We start from the raw sequence: 21,494 nt of genomic DNA, 5'->3' as shown, positions 1-21,494 counted from the left end.
TTGCTATTTTTGAACCCGTCAGATTCGCGAGTCGTTACACCGCAAAATCTGACGGGTTTATTTTTAGTAACCTCGTCGTTATTATCCTAACTTTGTGCTAAAATAGTATCCCTGATTTTGAAGTTAAAAGTTAACTGTATTTACCATCCATGTCTGAAAAAAAGAAAGTTGTCTTAGCATTTAGCGGAGGTCTGGATACCTCTTTTTGTGTCAAGTATCTGTCAGAAGATCTCGGTTATGAAATCCACTCGGTGTTGGTGGATACAGGTGGGTTTTCGGCAGAAGATTTGAAAGCTATCGAAGCGCGCGCGTATTCGCTCGGAGTCAAAGCCCACGCTACTATTTCCAAAACGGATGATTATTATAATCAATGTATCAAGTATTTAATATTTGGTAATATCCTGAAAAACAACACGTATCCGTTATCGGTAAGTGCGGAGCGTATTTTTCAGGCCATTGCTGCTGCTGAATTTGCCAAAAAGATTGGTGCACAGGCCATTGCCCACGGAAGTACAGGGGCGGGCAACGACCAAGTGCGCTTTGACATGGCGTTCCGCATCATTATGCCCGAAGCAGAAATTATTACGCCGATTCGCGATTTGCGTTTATCGCGGGATGCGGAGATTGAGTATTTGAAATCAAAAGGCGTAGATCAGGAATGGCATAAAGCGGCCTATTCCATCAACAAAGGACTTTGGGGAACGTCAGTAGGGGGGAAAGAAACGTTGACTTCTGATAAATATTTACCCGAAAGTTCATTTCCAACGCAGGTAAGCAAATCGGAGCCTGAACGGGTAACTTTAAGTTTTGAAAAAGGTGAATTGTCTTCCCTGAACGGACAGGCGATGAGTTCCGTAGAAATAATTCAAAAACTTTCAGAGATAGCGGCTCCTTTCGGAATTGGCCGTGATATTCACGTAGGCGATACCATCATTGGAATCAAAGGCCGCGTAGGTTTTGAAGCCGCTGCGCCTTTAGTAATTATCAAAGCGCATCATACACTTGAAAAGCACGTGTTGAGTGAGCAGCAATTGTACTGGAAAGAACAATTGTCCAACTGGTACGGAAGTCTTCTGCACAAAGGACAGTTTATGGAGCCGGTGATGCGTAATATCGAAACATTTTTGACTGATACCCAACAGCACGTATCAGGACAGGTTCATGTGTATTTGGCTCCTTATCGTTTCCACGTAGAAGGAATTGAGTCAAGCTATGACCTAATGTCTCCGGTATTTGGCAGTTATGGAGAGATGAACAATGCCTGGACGGGTGACGATGTACGCGGCTTTGCTAAAGTGGCTTCTAATCAAGTGATGATTTATCAGAAAATCAGTGAGTTGAATCAGTGAATATCAATCCTTACAGGACTGGACGTCCCCGTTTTTACGGTGCGACGTCTCGCAAACCTGTAAGGATTACACAACCGAATGAGAAAAAATTTATTCCTTATTTCCCTATTGTTATTGGTTTCGTTGATTACAAAAGCCCAAAGCGAAGGCTGGGCAATTTGCAATAGCGGGGCCAATTTGTACTTCAAAATTGTTGGCAGTGGAAGTCCTGTGTTGGTGGTCAGTGATGTAGGGAACTCATCTACTTACCTAAAAGACTTGGTTAAAAAACTATCCGAAACCAATCGCGTTGTTTACTACGATCCTCGAGCTACGGGAAAAAGCCGTTTTCCTTATATTAACGATACAACCGTTAATTTTAATAAGGCTGTTGCTGATATTGAAGCACTGCGGATGGTGTTACGAATTCCGAAATGGTCGGTTATTGCACATGGATTCGGAGCAAAAATCGCCTGTGCGTATGCCTCAGAGGCAGGAACGCATTTGGCGCAATTGGTACTTATCAATCCTACTTCAATGAGTGAGGTGGCTGCTCAGGCAACCGATACTTACTTTGACACCTATGAAGATTATGGTTTTTCAGGGATGTTGTCGCAGGATGTAATCAATCAACGTTTTCAGCGATTGCAGACTTATCTTCAAACTGTTTCAACCGATTCGCTTGCCCGTGCCAAAGCCATTATGAATTTTCAGGCGGCTACCTACGTACACGATACATTGCATGAACCGATTGCTGCCGATTTTTTGTTTGAAAAAGTACGCAATGTGGCGGTAAAGAGCCGAGTTAGCAGTAAATTTGTTCCTAAGCCGTTTGATTGTGTTACTACCCTTCGCACCCGGAATATTCCGGTGATGGTGGTATTGTCGCGGCAACGGTTCAATCTCAATGGGTTGGTGAATTACTGGAAAAAATCACTTCCCAACGCCATGATTTCAGTAATTGACCGAGCGCATCATTTTCCGTGGTTGGACAATCCAACGGCGTTTTATGAGCAAGTAAATCCTTTTTTGCAACGATTTGTCTTGGAAGAATATGCCAGTCAAAAAAAAGTTAGTCGTCCTGTCGGGCGCGGGTATCAGCGCCGAAAGCGGTATTAAGACCTTTCGCGATTCTGATGGTTTGTGGGAAGGGTATAGCATTGAAGATGTAGCCACGCCCGAAGGCTGGCGTAAAAATCCGCAATTGGTGTTGGATTTTTATAACGAACGTCGTAAACAGGGGCTTACGGCGCAACCCAACGCTGCTCATTTGATTTTGGTAGAATTGGAACGCTATTTTGACGTTCAAATCATTACTCAGAACGTAGATAATCTGCACGAAAAGGCAGGCTCTGCCAAGGTGCTCCACTTACACGGCGAACTGTATAAGTCTCGAAGTACTAAAGACCCAAGCTTGGTATATGATATTGAAGGCTGGGAACTTAACTTAGGAGATAAATGCGAATTAGGAAGCCAATTAAGGCCTAATATTGTATGGTTTCATGAAGAAGTTCCGATGATGGAACCCGCCGTTGAATTGGCTGAACAAGCTGATATTTTTATAGTAGTAGGAACGTCGTTGGTGGTGTATCCTGCGGCAGGTTTGGTATATTATGTTCGACCTCGGGTGCCTGTTTTTGTGATAGACCCCAAGACACCCGAAATGTCAGGAAGTACCAAATACGTTACTTTTATTCAGGAAAAAGCAACGGTGGGTATGGAATTATTGAAAAAGAAACTGTTGGAAGAATACGTTTAGAATTAGCAAAAGCAATGCTGATGAATGTTTTGTATTTTGCAGGTGTTATAAAAATAGAGAACTTTGTGAAAACTAAACAGATAATGAAAGCCGAACGAAAAACATTAAAAAACATAGCCCAAAAAATCTTGGCTGATAAGAAAGCGATTCAAGCCAAAGGAATGGAGCGTGCCGCTACTGAAGATGGTATCAAATTTGTCAAACCTTTCTCCTTATCTCATTCTTGAAACCGAACAGGGTTTCTACTTTGATAATGAATAAGGAGTTACCTATTATGTTTATTTTACTGATGCGACAGGCTATTTTCCAGATAGTTCCTACAGTGAATACCTGAAAATATTCGGTTTTGAACCCACTTCGGATATTGGTGAGACAGGCTTCGACCAGCGTACTTCTGAAACTCTTTTATATTTGTTGATAAAGTTTTTTGCGCAACACAATCACAACGTTATTTTATATGTTTGTGATCAGGCTGACGGGAGGCAAGCCCATAGGAAGCGTCTTTTTGAACGCTGGTTTCGACGCTATGCCAGTAACAGCTTTATGAAATTCGACGAAGAATTTGAGGATATAGTCTATATTTCTGCTATTACCTCTACACAAAATCCTTTGTTGGAACGTTTTGAAGCGGATTTTCGATTTCTACGTTCTTATCTCAAATAGATATTATGGTGTAAATCCCAATCATCAATAATTGGAATAATTTCCCCAAATAAATCATAAAATCCCTAAAAATTAATTTTTAACGGATTATGGGAGTTTAGGTTTTTTGAACAGGAAAAAGCAACGGTGGGTATGGAATTGTTGAAAAAGAAACTGTTGGAAGAATACGTTTAATAACGAGTGTAAACTGCTTTTCTGCAAATGAAATTTCTCGGACTTCGTACGATCATTTATCCCGCGCCTGATTTGGAAGCACTCAAGAAGTGGTATATTCAGGCTACGGGTGTTTTACCTTATTTTGACGAACCTTTTTATGTTGGATTTAACATAGGAGGATATGAATTGGGACTTGATCCCAATACTACCGTGGGCGAAAATGGCCAAACGCTTTATTGGGGCGTTGAAAACATCGAAGAAGCCTGGGATTATCTACTTTCCATTGGAGCGGCTTCCCATGACGGAATCCGCGATGTAGGCGATGCCATTAAAGTGGCAACGGTAAAAGACCCGTTGGGTAATGTGCTGGGAATTATTGAAAATCCATACTTTCAATTGCCTCAACCTTAATTGTGTATGATTTTGGAGGCAACGAATTTTGTATGGGTTGTTTCCGCTGATAAAAATAAAATATTTCTCAATGCAACTTCTCGATGGCAAAGCACTGTCAGCACAGGTAAAGGCTGAAATCAAATTAGAAACCGATAAAATCAAAGCGACGGGGGGTAAAAAGCCTCACTTAGCGGCTATTTTGGTAGGCAACAACGGGGCGAGTGAAACCTACGTAGCTTCTAAAATCAAAAGCTGTGAAGAAATCGGATTTACCTCTACCTTAATCAGCTTGCCTGATACTACTTCGGAGGCGGAATTGCTCTCGCATATTCAAGACTTGAATTACGATGACGATGTAGACGGATTTATCGTGCAGTTGCCTTTGCCGGCTCATATCTCCGAAAACACGGTAATGGAAGCCATTGCTCCCGAAAAAGACGTGGACGGATTTCATCCTATCAACGTCGGGCGGATGTGTAAAGGATTGCCTGCTTATATTTCGGCTACTCCGTTTGGGATTTTGGAAATGCTTGAACGTTATAAAATTGAAACCGCAGGGAAACATTGCGTGGTTGTAGGCCGCAGCCAAATCGTAGGACTTCCGATGAGTATTTTGATGCAGCGTAACACCTCTCCGGGTAACTGCACGGTTACGATTTGCCACAGTCGCACTCATAACTTGAAAGAAGTTTGTCAGAGTGCCGATATTTTGATTGCTGCGTTGGGACGCCCTGAATTCATCACCGCCGACTACGTAAAAGAAGGAGCCGTGGTAATTGATGTTGGTATTACTCGCGTACCCGATGCTTCCAAAAAGAGCGGGTTTGCTATCAAAGGTGATGTAAAATTTGATGAAGTAGCGCCCAAATCAAGTTTCATTACGCCCGTGCCGGGTGGCGTGGGCTTAATGACCATTTGCGGGTTGTTGACCAACACACTTTTGGCTTCTAAAAAGGCGATTTTTAAATAGTGTAGCCGTTACTGCGCGGGCGGCCCCGCTGTTAATTGTTATTAGTTAATTGCCCAATTTTACGCTGAGATCTTAACGGTTAACGATTTAACAGATAACGAATAACTTGTTCCTAATTCGGCATGTAATTCAAATCATTATTGCGTTTCAGCTTGATGATTCCCGTTGCATTCAAAAATAAAATGAATGGGAATGTAGGGTCAAATTCGTGCCATTTCACGCCAAAATTGGCACGTCCACCGAGTTTGTGATGATTGTTGTGATATGATTCACCCATCATCAGAAAATCAAACGGAAGCAAATTTTTAGCAGTATCGTTTACTTTAAAGTTAATATAGCCGTATTTGTGAGCGTACCAGTTGATAATGACACCGTGTACAGGCCCCATCAGAAAGTGGATAGGCAGCAGTAAAAACATCCACCAAGCCGTAGCAAATTGGATATAAAACAAAGTGTATAACACGCCCCAGCCTATGCGGATAGCCCAGAAGTCGCCTAACCTTTCGATAAATTCCCAGTGAGGAACATCTTTCTTAAATTTAGCAGGTATTTTATCTTCGTGATGCAAAATAGTATTGTAGTAATTTTTAGTTTTCCACATCATATCAAACAAACTTGATGAAAAACTGGGAGAATGTGGATCTTCCTCGGTATCAGCGTAGGCATGATGAAGTCGGTGCATGACACCATACGCATACGGACTTAAGAATGACGAACCTTGGAAAATGAATGTGAGACCGTAAAAGAATTTTTCCCAAAATGGACTCATTGTAAACATTTTGTGGGCTGCGTAGCGGTGCAAAAAGAAAGTCTGCATTAAAAGTGATAAATACCAATGGGCTACGAAAAATACAAGAATATACATAATTTGAAAGATGGATTGAGAGTATCGTCTTGCAAAAGTACCGGTGGGATTTTTAAGAAAAGATGAGGAAAATCAGCTTTTTTTGTTTTTTGCCAATTACTGTAAACCGGAAGATTAATTTAGAAATACGATGACTGTTAACGATTTTATGGCTTCGCTGACCGAAGCTCAACCGCCAACTCAATGCCCTATTTTGGTGCAAGCCCTTTGGTATGATGCCAAAGACAATTGGGAAAAAGCCCACGAAATAGCGCAGTCGCGCGAAGGAACGCGTGAGTATGACCGCCTGCACGCGTATTTGCATCGCAAAGAAGGAGATCAGTGGAATGCTGGTTATTGGTACCGACGCTCCCGTGCCGAAATGCCGACCTACTCGTTGGAGCGGGAATGGGAAGAATTAGTAAAAGGATGGTTATAAGAGCCCGGAATCCCCATTCTGCGGAATTCTATTCAGGTATATCTTTATCCGATATCCCTTTTCAAGATAACAACCATCCCTTTTTGCGTAAAACGTACTTCCCCAATGAGATTTCCATTCAACTTACATTTGTTTTGACTTTAGTGGCTTGTTTATCAGCATTTTCACAAGATAAAATCGGAATTGTAAAACACAATCATATTGCCTTGCAAGTAGCCGACATTCAGGTAAGTGCTAAATTTTATGGAGAGGTTTTGCAATTGGATCGCATTGAAGTTCCTGACAATCTAAAAGCCATTCGGGCTTGGTTTAAGATTGGGACCGACCAACAAATTCATTTATTAGCGGGGCGTACTCAGCCCGTGGTCAATGACCGGAACGGGAGCCACTTTGCGGTTTTTGTGAGTTCAATGGGAAAAGCGGAAGCGTATTTGACCAAGCTTAAACTGCCTTTTCATAAACAGGTACGTTTTGATGGCGTAGTTCAGATTTACTTAGCTGACCCTGATGGGTATTTAGTGGAGTTGAACGAGTGGAAATAGTTTCAGTTTACTCAATAAAAGCTATGGACAGATTATAAACAAGGGTGTTTAAATTGTAAACTAATAACTGTAAACTGTTGACTTCCTTTACTTTCTGACGTAAAAATACAGATTGACAGAAGGGGCAATATTGCGCTCACTCAGCGTGAAATAGCCATTGTTATTTTTAGCAAAACTGACAGCTTCTCCCTGTGGTTCAAAAAGATACGGAAGGGTTTTGTTGGGAGCTCGAAGCAGTACTTCGCCCACACTTTCCGTTGTTTTTCGTTTCCAATAATTAATGGCGGTATAACCACGTACTACTATTTCGGTACCCACTACGGAGATACTTCCTCCTGTTAAGTCACTTCCTACGGTCATTTCACCTATTTTTTGAGCCGTTATAACTTCATTAGTAGATTGTGGATAGGCCAACCGATAAAGTCGTGCTTTAGGAAGCCATTTGGTTACAACAAACAAATCTCTCGTGAGAGGGTCCAATAGGATTGTTTCAGCATCAAAAGAGCCGTCCGGATAACGGAATTGAATACGGCCGAAAGCCGTAATGGTGGAAGAAGGATTGCTGGGTTCGGGGAAACGATAAATGCGCTTAACGTCCTGACTGCTGCCGTTGTCGCCAATGTCGGCAAGGTAAAGATAGGTTTCACCCGTTTGAGGGCCGGGACCGATGGCTACGTCTTCCCAATCGTAGTTGTTAAACGGCGTTTTTACGGTTCCCACTAATTTCCCCTGACGATTCAGTAAATAAATCTCATCGGGCGAGCCCGCATCTCCGTGCGTCCATAAAAGCCCCGACTGTTTTTGACTGTCTGCCAAACCAGAAGCCTCGTCGAGTTGGTTAGAGGGCGTAATTGGACTTATCGTTGGTGTTTCAGAAAAAACGTCCGAAAGTTCGCCGCCCGGCGTTGGGTCGGGAGTTGGGTCTTGGCACGAGGTTACTATTAAAGTGCAGATAAAAAGTAGGAAAATGAGATTTTTCACGCTGTCAAATTTTTTTAATTACTAATTCAACCCGTCGATTAAGCCGGCGAGTTTCTTCTCGATTATTGTTGGCAATAGGTCGTGTGGAGCCAAATCCTCTGCCCGAAATGCGTTGAGCGGCAACTCCTTTAGAAACTAAAAAAGCCTTCACGGCTTCTACCCGTTGTTTGGATAATGCCAGATTCAAGTCAAAATCTCCTTGGTTGTCGGTGTGACCCTGGAGCTCAATTTCGGCAGTTGGATGTTCGCGCATAAATTCCCACAAATGGTTGAGCTCGGCATCCGATTCAGGTAATAGTTCCGCTTTACTTTGCACAAACCGAATGTTGTTTAGAACAATAGATGCTCCAATAGCAACGGCTTTCTCCTCAAAATTGGTATATGATTTTGGTTTTTCGGTCGCAGCAGCAACAGGAGGTGTGGCAGCGGGAAGTGCAGGTGTGATAACGGGCGGTGTTTTTACCGCAATGGATTTGGTAATTCCCTCATTGAGAAGTAAAAAACCACGTTTTATGGTGGCGGGGTCAACGACATAATCGTAGATTTTTATCATCGCTACGGCTCCTTCGCTGGCTTCTTCTTTTACGATAAGGTCATCAAAAAAGAAATTTAAAACTCCATCATCGTCAATTACGCCTTGGTCAAATTTGTCCGTAAATTGCACTTTTGACTCGCCGTCCACGTACATTTTGAGTTGTTGCGTTTTGGCATCGCGCGAGACCACATAATGCGTGTATTCGTTGGGGTTTACAGGTGCTTTAGTTCCCATGGCAAAGTTGTAAAAATTAAGTTTGCCTTCGTAGACATAACAACCGTTGTCTGACTTTCGATTTTTGAAGTCAATAACTCGTTTCCAACTGTCTAAAGCCAAAAATCGAAAATAGATTTCGATGGTGTAAGAGCCGCCCAGAAAACCGTTGGCGGCACGATTGTCAAATTGAAGGCCGCAATTTTTCTCAAAAGCGTATACCGTTCGTTTGGCATTTTTTAACTCAGGAAGTTTCTCTTCCTGATAGGTGCCGGGTTGGCCAAGAGGCTTGAATGCGGGTAGTTTTCCCGATTCTTCTTCCAAGGTTGTATCAAACCGATACACACCCATGCGTTGGGCTTGCACGCCCGACACAAACGCCCAAATTGCCACCAACAAAAACAGAAAGCAACGCATAAAATAGAGTAGGATTTGCGGTGTATGAACGATTACTTTGGCAATTTATGTTCAAATTTAGAAAAATATAGCCAAAGATACGTTGAAACATTTATCCGAAACTCGGGAAGTTTGGCTGCGAGGCCCGCTTCCTAACATTCCCCCTTTATTGCAACCCGTTGCTCATGCGTTGCTGCAAGCCCGTGAAGAAGTAGAGACATTAGGCCATAATTTTCCAGAGAATCAACTGTGGACACGACCCGCCGGAATGGCATCGGCAGGATTTCATTTACAGCATTTAACGGGTGTTCTCGACCGCCTGTTAACGTATGCACGGGGAGAATCACTAAACGCCGCACAATTGCAATGGCTTGCCAACGAAGGCAAGTCTCAGGAAGGTGCAGATTCATTTGAGGCTTTATTTCAACTTTTCAGTAAACAAATAGATAAGGCGTTAAACCAAATTCAGCATACTGACGAGGGAACCCTTACAGAAATACGCGGAGTCGGACGCGCGCAAATTCCCTCTACGGTCTTGGGGTTACTTTTCCACGCAGCGGAGCATACACAGCGGCATGTGGGGCAATTGATTGTAACAGTGGGAATATGCCGAACATCAACCCCCAGTTAGTGGGGATTTTTTTCTACACTTTGGTTAAAAATAGCATAAAATCAGTAAAATATATCCCGAAATTCAGCCGGTAAGAGAGTTTTAAAGAATAGAATAAAATAAATTATTCGCACCCAAAAACACTTACTGACATGATACGCTGGACTGTTATTTTGTTGATTGTAGCGATAGTTGCCGCTCTTTTTGGATTTGGAGGCATTGCCGCGAGCGCTGCCGGCTTAGCTAAAATTGTTTTCTACATTACCATTGTGCTCTTTTTAATTAGCCTAATTGCAGGCAGAAGAAGAATATAGGTAAACGTAATGCTGTTCGAGATTTACAATCTCGAACTAAATTGCAGCGAATTTGTAATTCGCAAAAAGCGGAGGTCAGGAGGCATTGCCTTTTAACCTCCGCTTTTTTATAGCAAAGATATCAGCCCAGCTGCATGTGCAGAATCGGATAAGGCTTGCCCAATCCGTCTAATTCGGAGCGGTTGATAATTTCAAAACGTATATGTTCATAAAATCCTATGGCTTGCGGGTTTTGCTCATTTACATCTACTTTTTTTACCTTCAAATCGTTGATAGCGTGGAGAATGACCAGTTTCGGGTAAAAAATGATGCGTGGCTCGCACAGATGCCTCCCACACATCCACCACTTCAGGATAGTCAGTTGAAAAAACGGGTTCAATCGTTGGAAGGTAATTTGGAGACTTCATGCGTGATTTTTGGAGTGAATTTACTTGCAAAATGGAGTACATGCGGTTTTTTACAAAACGTTTTGCTAAACAAAATTTCAACTCCGGCAATGTTCATTTACTTTTGCTGCTTGTCACCCCTTCGTCTTATTTTATTAAACTATCTGAGTTCAAATGATTCGTTATTTATTTTTACTGTTTGTGTTGATTTCAACCGGTTTACAGGCGCAATTAGCGGCTCCTTCTTTAAAAATCAGTTGGGAAATTATTGAAAATAACCATCAGGGAAAATCGGCATCGCTGACCGCTTTTGCCATCACCAATACTGGTAAAAAAGCGCTTCCTAAGAACGGTTGGAGCTTTTATTTCAATTTCGTACGAAAAGTAGACACCACGTTGTCGGCTGACTTAAAAGTTAAACACGTCAACGGTGATTTGTTTCAGTTGCTGCCTACGGCCAATTTTCAAGGGCTAAAACCGGGTGCTTCTTTAGAGATTAAGCTTATATCGGAGGCATGGGTCATTAATTTTACGGATGGGCCTGCCGGTTTGTATTGGGTATGGGACCAACAGCCAGGAAAAGGCTATTCACTGACGGATTATTCCATTAAATCTTCTACGCAATCCCGCCAATTTCAACGCTTTGCCGGAGATAATCTTGGAGTGATTACCCCCGAAAAGACATTTGCCCAAAACAAAGCCATCCAAGCCATTGAAGAAAAAGACCTTCCCAAAATCATTCCAAGCCCACAGCAATATCGCGAGCGGGGAACTCCTTTTGTGATAACACCTCAAACTGAGTTGGTTGCCCCTGCCGAATTAAAGGAAGAAGCTGCTTTTTTGAATTCACAATTGAGTGGAATGTTGGGAAAAACACTACCCATAGCTAACGGAAAATCAGGCGCAGCATCGGCCATTGTATTTCGAGTTGAAAATATGCCCAAAGAAGCATATCGGTTGATGGTCAATGAGAAAGGAATTGAAATTGCCGCATCCGACCGAGCAGGGGCTTTTTATGGAATTCAGTCCCTATTGGCTTTATTGCCTCCTTCCTCTTGGGGTAAGACGCAATCAAGTCTAACGGTTACGGGGGTTGAAGTAAGCGATCAGCCCCGCTTCGGGCACCGAGCCATTATGTTGGACGTAGCCCGTCATTTTCATTCCAAAAAACAACTGTTAAAATTGCTCGACCTGATGGGTTTTTATAAACTCAACGTACTTCATCTGCACTTTTCAGACGATGAAGGTTGGCGTTTGGAAATACCATCCCTGCCCGAGTTGACGCAGGTGGGGGCTATGCGCGGTCATTCGGATGTTCCACTCAAAAGCCTTCCCCCGGCGTATGGTTCAGGACCGGAGGCGATGAACAGTGCGGGCAGCGGTTATTATAGCCGATTGGAATTTGTGGACATATTGCGTTATGCCAATGCCCGTCACATTAAGGTCATTTCCGAAATCGAAGCGCCGGGTCATGCCCGGGCGGCAGTAAAGGCCATGGAAGCAAGATACGTTACCAAACTGGCCGAAGGACGCAAAGACGAAGCCGAAAAATACCTTTTATACGACCCTGCCGACCGCTCCTCGTACCGTTCGGTACAGATGTACAACGACAATGTCATTAATGTAGCTATGCCCTCCGTCTATCGTTTTTTGGAAACGGTTACGGATGAGATTTTGGCCATGTATCGCGAAGCGGGTGCACCTATTGAAACCATTCACTACGGAGGTGACGAAGTTCCGATAGGAGTTTGGACTCAATCGCCAGCGGTGGCTAAACTGCGCCAACTAAATCCCGAGCTCAAAACTACTGACGATTTGTGGTATTATTTCTACGGTAAAATCAACGATATGGTGCAGAAAAAAGGGCTTTACCTGTACGGTTGGGAAGAAATTGCGATGCGGAAAACCATGCTTGACGGCAAAAGTCATATCATTCCCAATCCCGATTTTGTCGGTCAGGAGGTACAGGTAGATGTTTGGAACAATGTATTGGGCTGGGGGGCCGAAGATTTGGCGTATCGACTGGCCAATGCCGGCTATAAAGTGGTGTTGTCGTGTGTCACTCACCTGTACTTTGACATGTCGTACTATAAATCCTTTGATGAGCCGGGGTATTATTGGGGAGCGTATTCCGACGTAGACAAGCCGTTTTCATTTATTCCCTACGATTATTTCAAAAATTCCAAAGAAGACCGTTTGGGTAATGTCCTCGACCGATCTATTTTCAACGGGAAAGAACGGCTGACCGATTATGGAAAACAAAACATCGTGGGAATTCAGGGGTTGCTCTGGAGCGAAACCCTCAATTCACCCGAACGACTGGAGTACATGATGTTGCCAAAATTGATTGGTATGGCTGAGCGTGCCTGGGCTCCAACACCCACTTGGGCGGCCGAAGCCGATGAAAAATCGTATGAGAAAGCGTGGTCAATTTTTGTCAATCAGTTAGGAAAACGCGAACTTCCTCGCTTGGATTATTTGGCCGGAGGCTTTGCCTATCGTTTACCAACGGCAGGAGCAATCGTGGAAGGCAATCAAGTGATGGCCAATGTTCAATTGCCCGGCTTGACCATTCGTTACACCACCGATGGCTCTGAACCCACCGCCAACAGTGCTATTTATTCGCAGCCGCTTCCGGTGAGCAAACGTATTAAAATGAAGGTATTTGGAGCAAATGGTCGTGCGGGAAGAACGGTGGAGGTGAATCCGTAAATGTTAAAATCATTATTATTTTGTGTAACTTCGTTTAACGAAACAGGATAAAAAATGACAGCACAAAAACTATCACCTTTACAATTAGAACTTTTGAAGGTGTACTCATTTCAACCTTCACAAGAAGATTTACTGGCTGTAAAACAGATGCTTGCTAATTATTTCTCTGATAAATTGATTTCTAAAATTGGCAAAGCCGTAGAAGAAAAAGGCATTTCAGAAGAAGATTTAGAAAAATGGCTAAATGACTAAACTGCGTATTGTACTGGATACCAACGTATTTTTGGTGTCGTTAGCTCCTCAGTATAAATATCATTGGATTTATCAGTATCTGTTGGCTGGTAAATTTGAATTATGTTTGACGACAGATATTCTACTTGAATATGAAGAAATAGTGGCTCAAAGATATGGTATAGAGCGGGTTGATGGAATGTTGAATTACTTATTGCTTTTACCTAATATACTGCTCGTTACTCCTTCTTTTCGCTGGTATTTAATAGAAGCCGACCACGACGACGATAAATTCGTAGATTGTTACATTGTGGCCAATGCCGACCATATTGTGGGGAATGATAAACATTTTAATGTATTGAAAAACAACGATTTTCCTAAATTCAGTATTCTCAAATATGAAGAGTTTGAAACAAGGTATAAAGATAAGTTATCTTAATTTTTCTATACAGTTGTACCAATGTCAGGCTAAAGTTCGGTGCTGACGATTAGCACTAAATTCGAGCGCTGCGGTTAGGTCTTCACGTGTCAATTCTGGAAAGTCCATTAAAATATCATCAAATGACATATCAGAAGCCAACCAACGTAAAATATCCTCTACCGTAATACGCATTCCACGTATGCAAGGTTTGCCGCCTCGTTTACCAGCTTCCACCGTGATTATGTTTTTGTAAATAACCATTACTTTTGTAATTTTAGGATGAATCAAAATAACAAAAAATAGCGTGTCCACGCCCCTTTTTACTATTTTTGACCCAAACACAAACCCCAATTTCTATCGAAACAAGCCAATTATAACTTCAACATATTGATTTATAGCGTTTAGCTTAATAATCCTGTAATCCGAAACCTGAGAAATTTCAAACACAACAGGGAAAGTAAAGCTCAACGCTCGCGCGGTCTGCGTGGGCGTTGTCTTGCTTTTGTTGTGTGGGCTTCTCAGGGCCTCGGAGACAGAGTAACGGCAGCGTTCCACGCTTTTTCTTTTGACCCTAAGACCGCAATGAGAATTTACAATCTCCTCGAACAAACCCTCCGCAAAGAACCTAACTTCATCAGTGACGACGGTCACCTCAAAAAATGGGTGGTAATCAGCCAAGCCCAAAATTTTGATGAAGAATTGCTCTCGCTGCTCATAGATGAACCCGAACTCAAAGCCGAGTTTTTCAAAGAAATCCATCAACATTGGGTGTTTGACCAAAATCGGTTTGTGCAGTTTTTGGAGCAAAAAAATTTCCTGAACGATAGCTACACGGCTTTCAAAAACAAAATCGGCTTAACCATTGACGGAAAATACCTGAAACAACGCAACGAAGTGGCCTTGGTATGGCCTTTTAAAGACTGCGTACTCGAAGGCGGGCAAAGCCGCGAAGAAGACAAACGCGAAGAAATTTTCTTCAATGAAACCCTCGCCCAAGACGAAATCACGCAGCTTTTAGAACCGAAGGTACTCACCAACGCAAAACGCTACACGGCTCCACCACTCGAAGGATACTTAAATTTCTCAGCACCAGTTGCAGAAAATACCTCGTTTTTTAACCGAGATATTAACGGCCACATTACTGACAACCTCATAATCAAAGGCAATAACCTCTTGGCGCTCCACTCGCTCAAGGAAGAATTTGCTGGAAAAGTGAAGCTGATTTATATAGACCCACCTTACAATACGGGAAATGATGGGTTTCGGTACAATGATAGTTTTAACCATTCCACTTGGTTAACATTCATGAAAAACCGCCTCGAAATAGCTAAACAGCTTTTATCAAAAGATGGAAATATATTTATTCAAATTGATGATTTTGAATCTGCATATTTAAAAGTTCTATTGGATGAAGTTTTCGGCAGAGAAAATTTTAGAAATCAAATTACGTGGAAAAGAAGAGGTGGGAGCGCAAACCCTTCAAATCGTTTAAACAATGTTGTAGATTATATTTTATGGTATTCAAAGACAGATAAATTTTTATTTAAAAGCCCCTTCACTATTGATGATGAAAACACACAGAAATACATAAAAGAAAGGTTCACAAATATTGATGAAAATGGTCGAAAATTCATGAAATCCCCATTACAAAGCCCAAATCCAAGGCCTAATTTGATGTATGAATATAAAGGCTACAAAACGCCAAAAAACGGATGGTCTATTTCACAAGATAAAATGAAAGAATGGGATAAAGAAGGGAAGTTATGGTTTCCAGAGGATAAAACTCAAAATATCAATAGAAAAATTTATCTCGATGAATATTCAGGACAACCAGTTTCTAGCTTATGGAGTGATATAAGTGTCATCAATCCTATGAGTAAAGAACGTTCTGATTTTGATAATGGACAAAAACCTGAAGCCTTACTACAAAGAATAATTGAAATGTGTTCAAATGAAATGGATTTAATTTTAGACTTTCATCTAGGAAGTGGTAGTACTGCAACAACCTGCCATAAAACAAATCGCCAATATATTGGCATTGAGCAAATGGATTATATTGAAAATGTTGTGATTGAAAGGCTTAAAAAAGTAATTGAAGGCGAACAAGATGGTATTTCAAAAGCAGTTAATTGGAAAGGCGGTGGTTCCTTCATTTATCTTGAACTCAAAAAATACAATCAAACCTTTGTAGAGCAGATAGCCGAAGCCTCCAATACAGAGACACTTTTGGAGATATGGGAAGCTATGAAAGCCAAGTCGTTTCTGAACTACAATGTGGACATCAAAAAGCAAGAGGCTCATATAGAGGAATTTAAAGTCCTGACGTTGGCAGAACAAAAACGGCACTTGGTAGAGATTTTAGACAAAAATCAACTCTACGTAAACCTCTCTTCGCTCGATGACGATGATTTTGCCGTTACCGACCACGAGAAGAAAATCACCAAGGCGTTTTACCAAAAACAGGCGAAGAAATAATGGGCTTTTTATATAGCAATTTTGATAACACGTTTGGTAAAAAAGAAATCAACCGGGTAGTTGTGCCCAATACCATTACCGATAATCTCAAGCCCAACTATGGGCAAAGGCCCTATCAAATAGAGGCTTTCAAGCGGTTTGTGTATTTGTACAACGAGGATTTTGAAGGAAAGCCCCGTAAGCCGTATCATCTGCTTTACAACATGGCTACGGGTAGCGGCAAAACGCTGGTTATGGCAGGATTAATGCTTTATTTGTACGAAAAAGGCTACCGAAATTTTTTGTTTTTTGTTGATTCCAACAACATCATCCAAAAAACGAAGGATAACTTTCTGAACGCCCAAGCATCGAAATACCTGTTTAATGACAAAATTGTCATAGAAGGCCGAGAGGTTTATGTAAAAGAAACCGACACCTTCGACAGTGCCGACGACAAAAACATCAACATCAAGTTTACGACCATTCAACAGCTCCATCTTGATCTCAACAACACTAAAGAAAACAGCATCACTTATGAGGATTTTCAAGACAGAAAGATAGTGCTCATTGCCGACGAAGCGCACCATTTGAGTTCGGCCACCCGCAACAATGGCGAACTGTTTGGAAGTTGGGAAGGAACGGTAATGGAGATTTTGAAGCAAAATTTTGATAATATTCTTTTAGAATTTACGGCAACGCTGGATTACGACAGCCGAGAAATTACGCATAAATACCAAGACAAAGTAATTTTTAGATACGACCTTTCACAGTTCAGAACCGATAAATATTCTAAGGAAATAAACCTCATCAGGTCGTTGTACGATGAGCAAGAGCGTATTATTCAGGCTTTGATTCTAAACTTATATCGGCAAGAGTTGGCCACGAGTCACCACATCAATTTGAAGCCTGTTATCTTGTTCAAAGCCAAGAAAACTATCCGAGAATCAGAGCAGAATAAAGAGAATTTTCACCGCCTGATAGATGAATTATCGGCAGAACTCATTGAAAAAATCCGAGAAACGGCCACTGTACCCATTGTAAGGAAGGCTTTTGTGTTCTTTGGTTCAAAGCATATTACACCCGCCGAAATTTCACGAAGGCTAAAATTCAATTTTCGCTTTGAAAATTGCCTCAGTGCCAACAACGACGAAGAAGCCGAAAAAAATCAGTTATTGCTTAACACCTTAGAAGATGAAAACAACCCCATCAGGGCGGTTTTTGCCGTGCAAAAGTTAAATGAAGGCTGGGATGTGTTGAATCTCTACGATATTGTGCGTTTGTATGAAGGACAAAATACGGGCGGTTCAAATGCCAAAATTGGTGCAACCACCCTTTCAGAAGCGCAGTTGATTGGACGAGGAGCGCGGTATTTCCCGTTTGCGTTAGAAAAAGGGCAGGATAAGTTCACCCGAAAATATGACGATGACCTCACCAACGACCTCAAAATTCTGGAAGAACTCTATTACCACACCAAAGAAGATAGCCGCTACATTTCAGAGCTAAAGAAAGCCCTTGTAGAATCGGGTATTTATGAAGACGATGAAAAATTGGTAACAAAACAACTCACGCTCAAATGGGATTTCAAGCAGACTGATTTTTATAAAACGGGACAAGTTTTATACAACAAAAGAGTAGAGAAAAGCTACGAGAATATTCGGTCATTTGCTGACTTGGGCGTCTCAAGGCGCAACTTTGCTTATACGCTTTCTTCGGGAGTGGGCAGAATGTCAGGGGTTTTTAAAACAGAAGAAGAAATCGAAACCGAAAAAATAGAGAGTAAAGACATAGCACTTTCAGCGATACCCAAACACATCGTTCGTTTTGCTTTGACTCAAAATCCCTTTTTCTATTTCAATAACCTGATGCGGTATTTCCCTAATGTAGGATCAACTTCCAATTTCATTAACAGTACTGATTATCTGGGGAGTTTGGAGGTAACTTTCAGCGGCACAAAAAACAGACTTGTTACTATCACCCACCAAGATTATTTGCAGGCTATTCAAGGGCTGCTTCAAGCCATTGAGTCAGAAATAAAAGTCAATTTAACCACGTATGAAGGCTCCGATTATATTAAAGAGTACGTCCATAAAGTATTCAAAGACAAGGAAATAAAAGTGCCGAAAGACAGCGAGCGAGCTGATGGACAGGAAACGTTGGTTGTCAACGAGCCTTGGTATATTTATAATGCCAACTACGGAACGAGCGAAGAAAAGGCATTTGTAAATATGTTTGCGAGACGTTTTGAAGGCTTGGGACAGAAATATGAAGACATTTACTTGATTCGTAACGAAAGAGAAATCAAAATCATTGATAGACTCGGCAGGGCTTTTGAGCCGGACTTTATTTTGTTTTGCAAACAGAAAAAAGAGAGTGCCCTGACGTACCAAGTTTTCATTGAGCCAAAAGGTAAACACCTGATAGGAAATGATAAATGGAAAGAAGATTTTTTGAGGGAGATAAGAGAAAAAGAACGAACCCTAAAAATCCACACCGATAGCTATGTCATTACAGCCGTTCCTTTTTACAACTACGAAAACGAAAACGATTTTGTGAGGTCATTAGAGGGAGTATTGTCAATAAATGAAAGGTAGTTAGTGTCCCCCTAAACCACGGCAGGCTCGAAATAAACTTTCATCAGTTGATGGGCGGTAAGTGTGGGCAGGGCGTAGGTAACACCTTTGGTATCGGCGAACTCGACTAAAAAAACATCTTTGTCTATACCTCTACAATGGTTCGCACCGGCGACTCGGCCTAACTCCCCTTTACGGAGATTAGTGTGGGCAATGATTCCGTCAATACCACCACATCTTATAATTCAAGGGTTATCATGTGTATATTTGTAATAACATAACAATGTGTTAGTATAAATATAAAAATCTCAGAAATCAGCGCCATTATGCACATACAATACTGCTCTGACCTGCATTTGGAAATGAACCACAATGCCGCCTTTTTGGAAGATTATCCTTTGGAAGTGGCGGGCGATGTGCTGATTTTGGCGGGTGATATTACCAATCTAACGTATTATAATAGTCGTAAATTAGAAAAAGACTTTTTCAGAAAGCTTTCTAAACAATTTAAACAGGTATTTTGGATTTGTGGCAACCACGAGTTTTACCGCAGTTGGGATGTGTCGCAGTCAGATAAACCGATGAATATCAATGTGCATAAAAACGTACAGTTGATTAACAATGTCAGCGTAGACTACAGAGGTGTACGATTGGTATTCAGCACCTTGTGGTCGTACATTGGTGAGATAGAAGGGATGTACATTCAACAAAATATGTCCGATTTTGACTTGATTCGCTACCGTGGCCGCACCCTTACTACGGGGATTTATACTAATAAGCTCCACCGACCCTGCCTTGATTTTTTGATGAACGAATTCCAAAAACCTACTGATTTTCCTACGGTGGTGGTGACCCATCATTTACCCTCTTTACAATGTGTCCACCCCAAACACCAGGGCAGCGCCCTCAATCAGGGGTTTGCTTCTAATCTTGACGCGCTGATTTTGGAAACTCAACCCAACTACTGGATTTACGGTCATAGCCATGCCAATTTGCCTACCGTTGAGATTGGAAAAACAAAGTTGATAACCAATCAATTAGGCTATTGTGCTTATGGGGAGAATAAGGGATTTAACTGGAATAAGTGTATCGAGATTTGATTGATAATTTTACCCCCTATTCAACCGCTTCATCCCCAAATACAACGGATAACTCAGCACCAAAAATCCAAGTGCATAGACGCTGCTTCCTGGGTCTTGAAAACCGGCACCAATCAAAAACGCTAAGGAGGCAATCAGTACAATCCAGGGAATGAAAGGATAACCCGGCACTTTCCACGGGCGAGGAATGTCAGGCTCAGTTTTGCGGAGGTACAACAGCGACGCAAAGCCGGAAGTGTAGCCAATCACGAAGAAAAACGTGGCAATGTCGGAGAGTTTTCCGCTGGCTTCTTTTCCGCTTAGGATAAATACAACAGCCATGGCTACCGAAAGCGGCATGGCGATACTGGGTGTTCCTCCGGCATTGACTCGGGTGGCTTGCTTGAAAAACAGTCCATCGCGGCCCATGGAATAAAGCACTCGTGGGTTGAACATCACTTGCGCGTTCACAATGCCCAAAATTGAAATCATTAAAAAGAAGGTAACAATCTTGCCCGACTGTTCTCCAAAAATTAAGGTAATGGCATCCGCTGCCGCGAGTTTGGATTGTTGCAAAACAGGCATGGGTAAAATGTATAATATTGCGGCGTTCACCAAAAGGTAAATAGCCACAATCAATGCCAAGCCACCCAACATGGATTTGGGAAGGTTGCGGGCGGGATCCGCATCTTCTTCTGCAAAATAAGCGGCGGTGTGCCAACCATCATAGGTGTAAAAAATGGCCTGCAACGCAAAAATCAATGCCCCAATCATGGAGCCTTTTTGGACCGCCTGCGCTGTGGTTTCGACTACCTGCGTAGGGGTGACGGCGTCTCCGTACACAAAACAGATGATGACAAACCCAAAAAGTCCCACGCCTTTGGCTACGCTCATGATTTCCTGAGCGCGGCTTGCCGTGCGTAAGCCAATCCAATGCAACAAACCAAGTCCTACCAGTATAGAAATTGACATATAGGTCTCATACCCGGCCGTTTTGGGTAACAATAAAGCGATATACTCGCTCATTGTAAAAGCACCGAAAGCGGTAGCCGATGAAGTGCCCAACCAACTGTTAAACCCCACAACAAACCCGGCATAGCCCCCAAAAGCTCGCTTTGCATAAACATACCAGGCACCGGCCTTTGGGAAAGTAACCCCTAACTCAATGGTACACAACACGCCTAAAAGCGCATAGATACTGACCAATATCCACACGCCCATGATGAGCCACGGGTCTCCGAGGGCGTTGGCGATGGGACCCGGTTTGCGCAGAATCCCCGTGCCAATGGTCCCGCCGATGGTAACGGCAATTCCGAAGCCTACGCCAAGAATTTTGAGAAGTTGATTGTTTTTAGGTTGTGGGTTAATGGTTTCCATACAAGTTAGGTTTTGAAAAAAATACCCCTGTCGGCGTAGAAACCGCTGACAGCGGTGGGATTGGGCGGCGGTTGCTAAATTGGCAAAAAAAAGCCAACCGGCCTAATTTTCGACAAGTTTT

25 protein-coding genes are annotated in these 21,494 nt (G+C 42.3%); 17 read left to right on the top strand and 8 right to left on the bottom strand.

Annotated features, from left to right (window positions below; genetic code table 11):
• Positions 1–149: 149 nt before the first annotated feature.
• The 7 genes from argG to Q0081_RS12520 all read left to right on the top strand — a co-directional run bounded on the left by argG (position 150) and on the right by Q0081_RS12520 (position 5,269).
• Positions 150–1,349: an argininosuccinate synthase gene (gene argG, locus Q0081_RS12550; RefSeq protein WP_298353602.1), complete on the top strand. Its 1,200-nt coding sequence runs from the start codon at positions 150–152 to the stop codon at positions 1,347–1,349.
• Positions 1,350–1,427: 78 nt separating this feature from the next.
• Positions 1,428–2,447: an alpha/beta fold hydrolase gene (locus Q0081_RS12545; protein ID WP_298353599.1), complete on the top strand. Its 1,020-nt coding sequence runs from the start codon at positions 1,428–1,430 to the stop codon at positions 2,445–2,447.
• On the top strand, positions 2,383–3,087 hold the full coding sequence (locus tag Q0081_RS12540; protein WP_298353596.1) for an NAD-dependent deacylase: 705 nt from the start codon (positions 2,383–2,385) through the stop codon (positions 3,085–3,087). Before Q0081_RS12545 ends, Q0081_RS12540 begins: the two co-directional genes overlap by 65 nt.
• Before the next feature lie 83 nt (positions 3,088–3,170).
• A complete protein-coding gene (locus Q0081_RS12535) occupies positions 3,171–3,314 on the top strand; it encodes a hypothetical protein (RefSeq protein ID WP_298353594.1) in 144 nt (47 codons plus the stop codon).
• Positions 3,315–3,417: 103 nt separating this feature from the next.
• Positions 3,418–3,750 (top strand): DUF6169 family protein, encoded by a 333-nt coding sequence (locus tag Q0081_RS12530; RefSeq protein WP_310586495.1) that lies wholly within the window; start codon positions 3,418–3,420, stop codon positions 3,748–3,750.
• A 201-nt stretch (positions 3,751–3,951) separates the two neighbouring features.
• Positions 3,952–4,317, top strand: a complete 366-nt coding sequence (locus Q0081_RS12525; RefSeq protein WP_298353592.1) for a VOC family protein — start codon at positions 3,952–3,954, stop codon at positions 4,315–4,317.
• Between the two features lie 70 nt (positions 4,318–4,387).
• Positions 4,388–5,269 carry a bifunctional 5,10-methylenetetrahydrofolate dehydrogenase/5,10-methenyltetrahydrofolate cyclohydrolase gene (locus tag Q0081_RS12520; protein ID WP_298353589.1) on the top strand — a complete coding sequence of 294 codons (882 nt, stop codon included), beginning with the start codon at positions 4,388–4,390 and terminating at the stop codon, positions 5,267–5,269.
• Positions 5,270–5,381: 112 nt separating this feature from the next.
• On the opposite strand, the gene Q0081_RS12515 is transcribed toward Q0081_RS12520, so the two are convergent.
• Entirely contained in the window at positions 5,382–6,134 is a 753-nt protein-coding gene (locus tag Q0081_RS12515; RefSeq protein WP_298353586.1) for an acyl-CoA desaturase, read from the bottom strand.
• Between the two features lie 130 nt (positions 6,135–6,264).
• On the opposite strand from Q0081_RS12515, the gene Q0081_RS12510 reads away from it, so the two are divergent.
• Positions 6,265–6,552: a hypothetical protein gene (locus Q0081_RS12510; protein ID WP_298353583.1), complete on the top strand. Its 288-nt coding sequence runs from the start codon at positions 6,265–6,267 to the stop codon at positions 6,550–6,552.
• Positions 6,553–6,635: 83 nt separating this feature from the next.
• Positions 6,636–7,094: a VOC family protein gene (locus Q0081_RS12505; protein ID WP_298353580.1), complete on the top strand. Its 459-nt coding sequence runs from the start codon at positions 6,636–6,638 to the stop codon at positions 7,092–7,094.
• Between the two features lie 87 nt (positions 7,095–7,181).
• Here Q0081_RS12505 and Q0081_RS12500 read toward each other — a convergent pair whose 3' ends face one another.
• Together Q0081_RS12500 and Q0081_RS12495 are read right to left on the bottom strand one after the other, a co-directional pair.
• Entirely contained in the window at positions 7,182–8,075 is an 894-nt protein-coding gene (locus tag Q0081_RS12500) for a PE-PGRS family protein (protein ID WP_298353578.1), read from the bottom strand.
• Positions 8,076–8,079: 4 nt separating this feature from the next.
• Positions 8,080–9,240 (bottom strand): OmpA family protein, encoded by a 1,161-nt coding sequence (locus tag Q0081_RS12495; protein ID WP_298353575.1) that lies wholly within the window; start codon positions 9,238–9,240, stop codon positions 8,080–8,082.
• 82 nt (positions 9,241–9,322) lie between these two features.
• On the opposite strand from Q0081_RS12495, the gene Q0081_RS12490 reads away from it, so the two are divergent.
• On the top strand, positions 9,323–9,850 hold the full coding sequence (locus Q0081_RS12490; RefSeq protein ID WP_298353572.1) for a DinB family protein: 528 nt from the start codon (positions 9,323–9,325) through the stop codon (positions 9,848–9,850).
• A gap of 131 nt (positions 9,851–9,981) precedes the next feature.
• Complete coding sequence (locus tag Q0081_RS12485) at positions 9,982–10,143, top strand: DUF1328 domain-containing protein (protein ID WP_298353570.1); 162 nt, start codon at positions 9,982–9,984, stop codon at positions 10,141–10,143.
• A 121-nt stretch (positions 10,144–10,264) separates the two neighbouring features.
• Here Q0081_RS12485 and Q0081_RS12480 read toward each other — a convergent pair whose 3' ends face one another.
• Entirely contained in the window at positions 10,265–10,522 is a 258-nt protein-coding gene (locus Q0081_RS12480; protein ID WP_298353567.1) for a hypothetical protein, read from the bottom strand.
• 181 nt (positions 10,523–10,703) lie between these two features.
• On the opposite strand from Q0081_RS12480, the gene Q0081_RS12475 reads away from it, so the two are divergent.
• The 3 genes from Q0081_RS12475 to Q0081_RS12465 are packed head-to-tail and all read left to right on the top strand — an operon-like array spanning position 10,704 to position 13,911.
• On the top strand, positions 10,704–13,241 hold the full coding sequence (locus Q0081_RS12475) for a family 20 glycosylhydrolase (protein WP_298353564.1): 2,538 nt from the start codon (positions 10,704–10,706) through the stop codon (positions 13,239–13,241).
• Positions 13,242–13,295: 54 nt separating this feature from the next.
• Positions 13,296–13,493 carry a hypothetical protein gene (locus tag Q0081_RS12470; RefSeq protein ID WP_298353562.1) on the top strand — a complete coding sequence of 66 codons (198 nt, stop codon included), beginning with the start codon at positions 13,296–13,298 and terminating at the stop codon, positions 13,491–13,493.
• Positions 13,486–13,911: a putative toxin-antitoxin system toxin component, PIN family gene (locus tag Q0081_RS12465; RefSeq protein WP_298353559.1), complete on the top strand. Its 426-nt coding sequence runs from the start codon at positions 13,486–13,488 to the stop codon at positions 13,909–13,911. Before Q0081_RS12470 ends, Q0081_RS12465 begins: the two co-directional genes overlap by 8 nt.
• Before the next feature lie 24 nt (positions 13,912–13,935).
• Here Q0081_RS12465 and Q0081_RS12460 read toward each other — a convergent pair whose 3' ends face one another.
• Positions 13,936–14,154: a DUF433 domain-containing protein gene (locus tag Q0081_RS12460; protein ID WP_253524273.1), complete on the bottom strand. Its 219-nt coding sequence runs from the start codon at positions 14,152–14,154 to the stop codon at positions 13,936–13,938.
• Between the two features lie 93 nt (positions 14,155–14,247).
• Positions 14,248–14,652, bottom strand: a complete 405-nt coding sequence (locus Q0081_RS12455; RefSeq protein ID WP_298353556.1) for a hypothetical protein — start codon at positions 14,650–14,652, stop codon at positions 14,248–14,250.
• Between Q0081_RS12455 and Q0081_RS12450 the strand changes: the two genes are divergently transcribed.
• Positions 14,557–16,368 carry a DNA methyltransferase gene (locus Q0081_RS12450; protein ID WP_409034061.1) on the top strand — a complete coding sequence of 604 codons (1,812 nt, stop codon included), beginning with the start codon at positions 14,557–14,559 and terminating at the stop codon, positions 16,366–16,368. The two genes, Q0081_RS12455 and Q0081_RS12450, sit on opposite strands and share 96 nt — an antisense overlap.
• Positions 16,368–18,938, top strand: a complete 2,571-nt coding sequence (locus tag Q0081_RS12445) for a DEAD/DEAH box helicase family protein (RefSeq protein WP_298353549.1) — start codon at positions 16,368–16,370, stop codon at positions 18,936–18,938. The genes Q0081_RS12450 and Q0081_RS12445 overlap by 1 nt, the downstream gene beginning before the upstream one ends.
• Positions 18,939–18,949: 11 nt before the next feature.
• Here the strand turns inward: Q0081_RS12445 and Q0081_RS12440 are convergent, their stop codons facing one another.
• Entirely contained in the window at positions 18,950–19,066 is a 117-nt protein-coding gene (locus Q0081_RS12440; RefSeq protein ID WP_298353619.1) for a DUF4926 domain-containing protein, read from the bottom strand.
• Between the two features lie 177 nt (positions 19,067–19,243).
• Here Q0081_RS12440 and Q0081_RS12435 point away from each other — a divergent pair, with 177 nt between their 5' ends.
• Positions 19,244–20,017: a metallophosphoesterase gene (locus Q0081_RS12435; protein ID WP_298353546.1), complete on the top strand. Its 774-nt coding sequence runs from the start codon at positions 19,244–19,246 to the stop codon at positions 20,015–20,017.
• 9 nt (positions 20,018–20,026) lie between these two features.
• Here Q0081_RS12435 and Q0081_RS12430 read toward each other — a convergent pair whose 3' ends face one another.
• On the bottom strand, positions 20,027–21,373 hold the full coding sequence (locus tag Q0081_RS12430) for an APC family permease (protein WP_298353543.1): 1,347 nt from the start codon (positions 21,371–21,373) through the stop codon (positions 20,027–20,029).
• Positions 21,374–21,494 lie beyond the last annotated feature (121 nt).

The organism is Runella sp., from assembly GCF_027484545.1.
Lineage (GTDB): Bacteria > Bacteroidota > Bacteroidia > Cytophagales > Spirosomataceae > Runella.
Note: the sequence above shows the minus strand (reverse complement) of the source record. Positions and strands in the feature narration are given on the sequence as shown.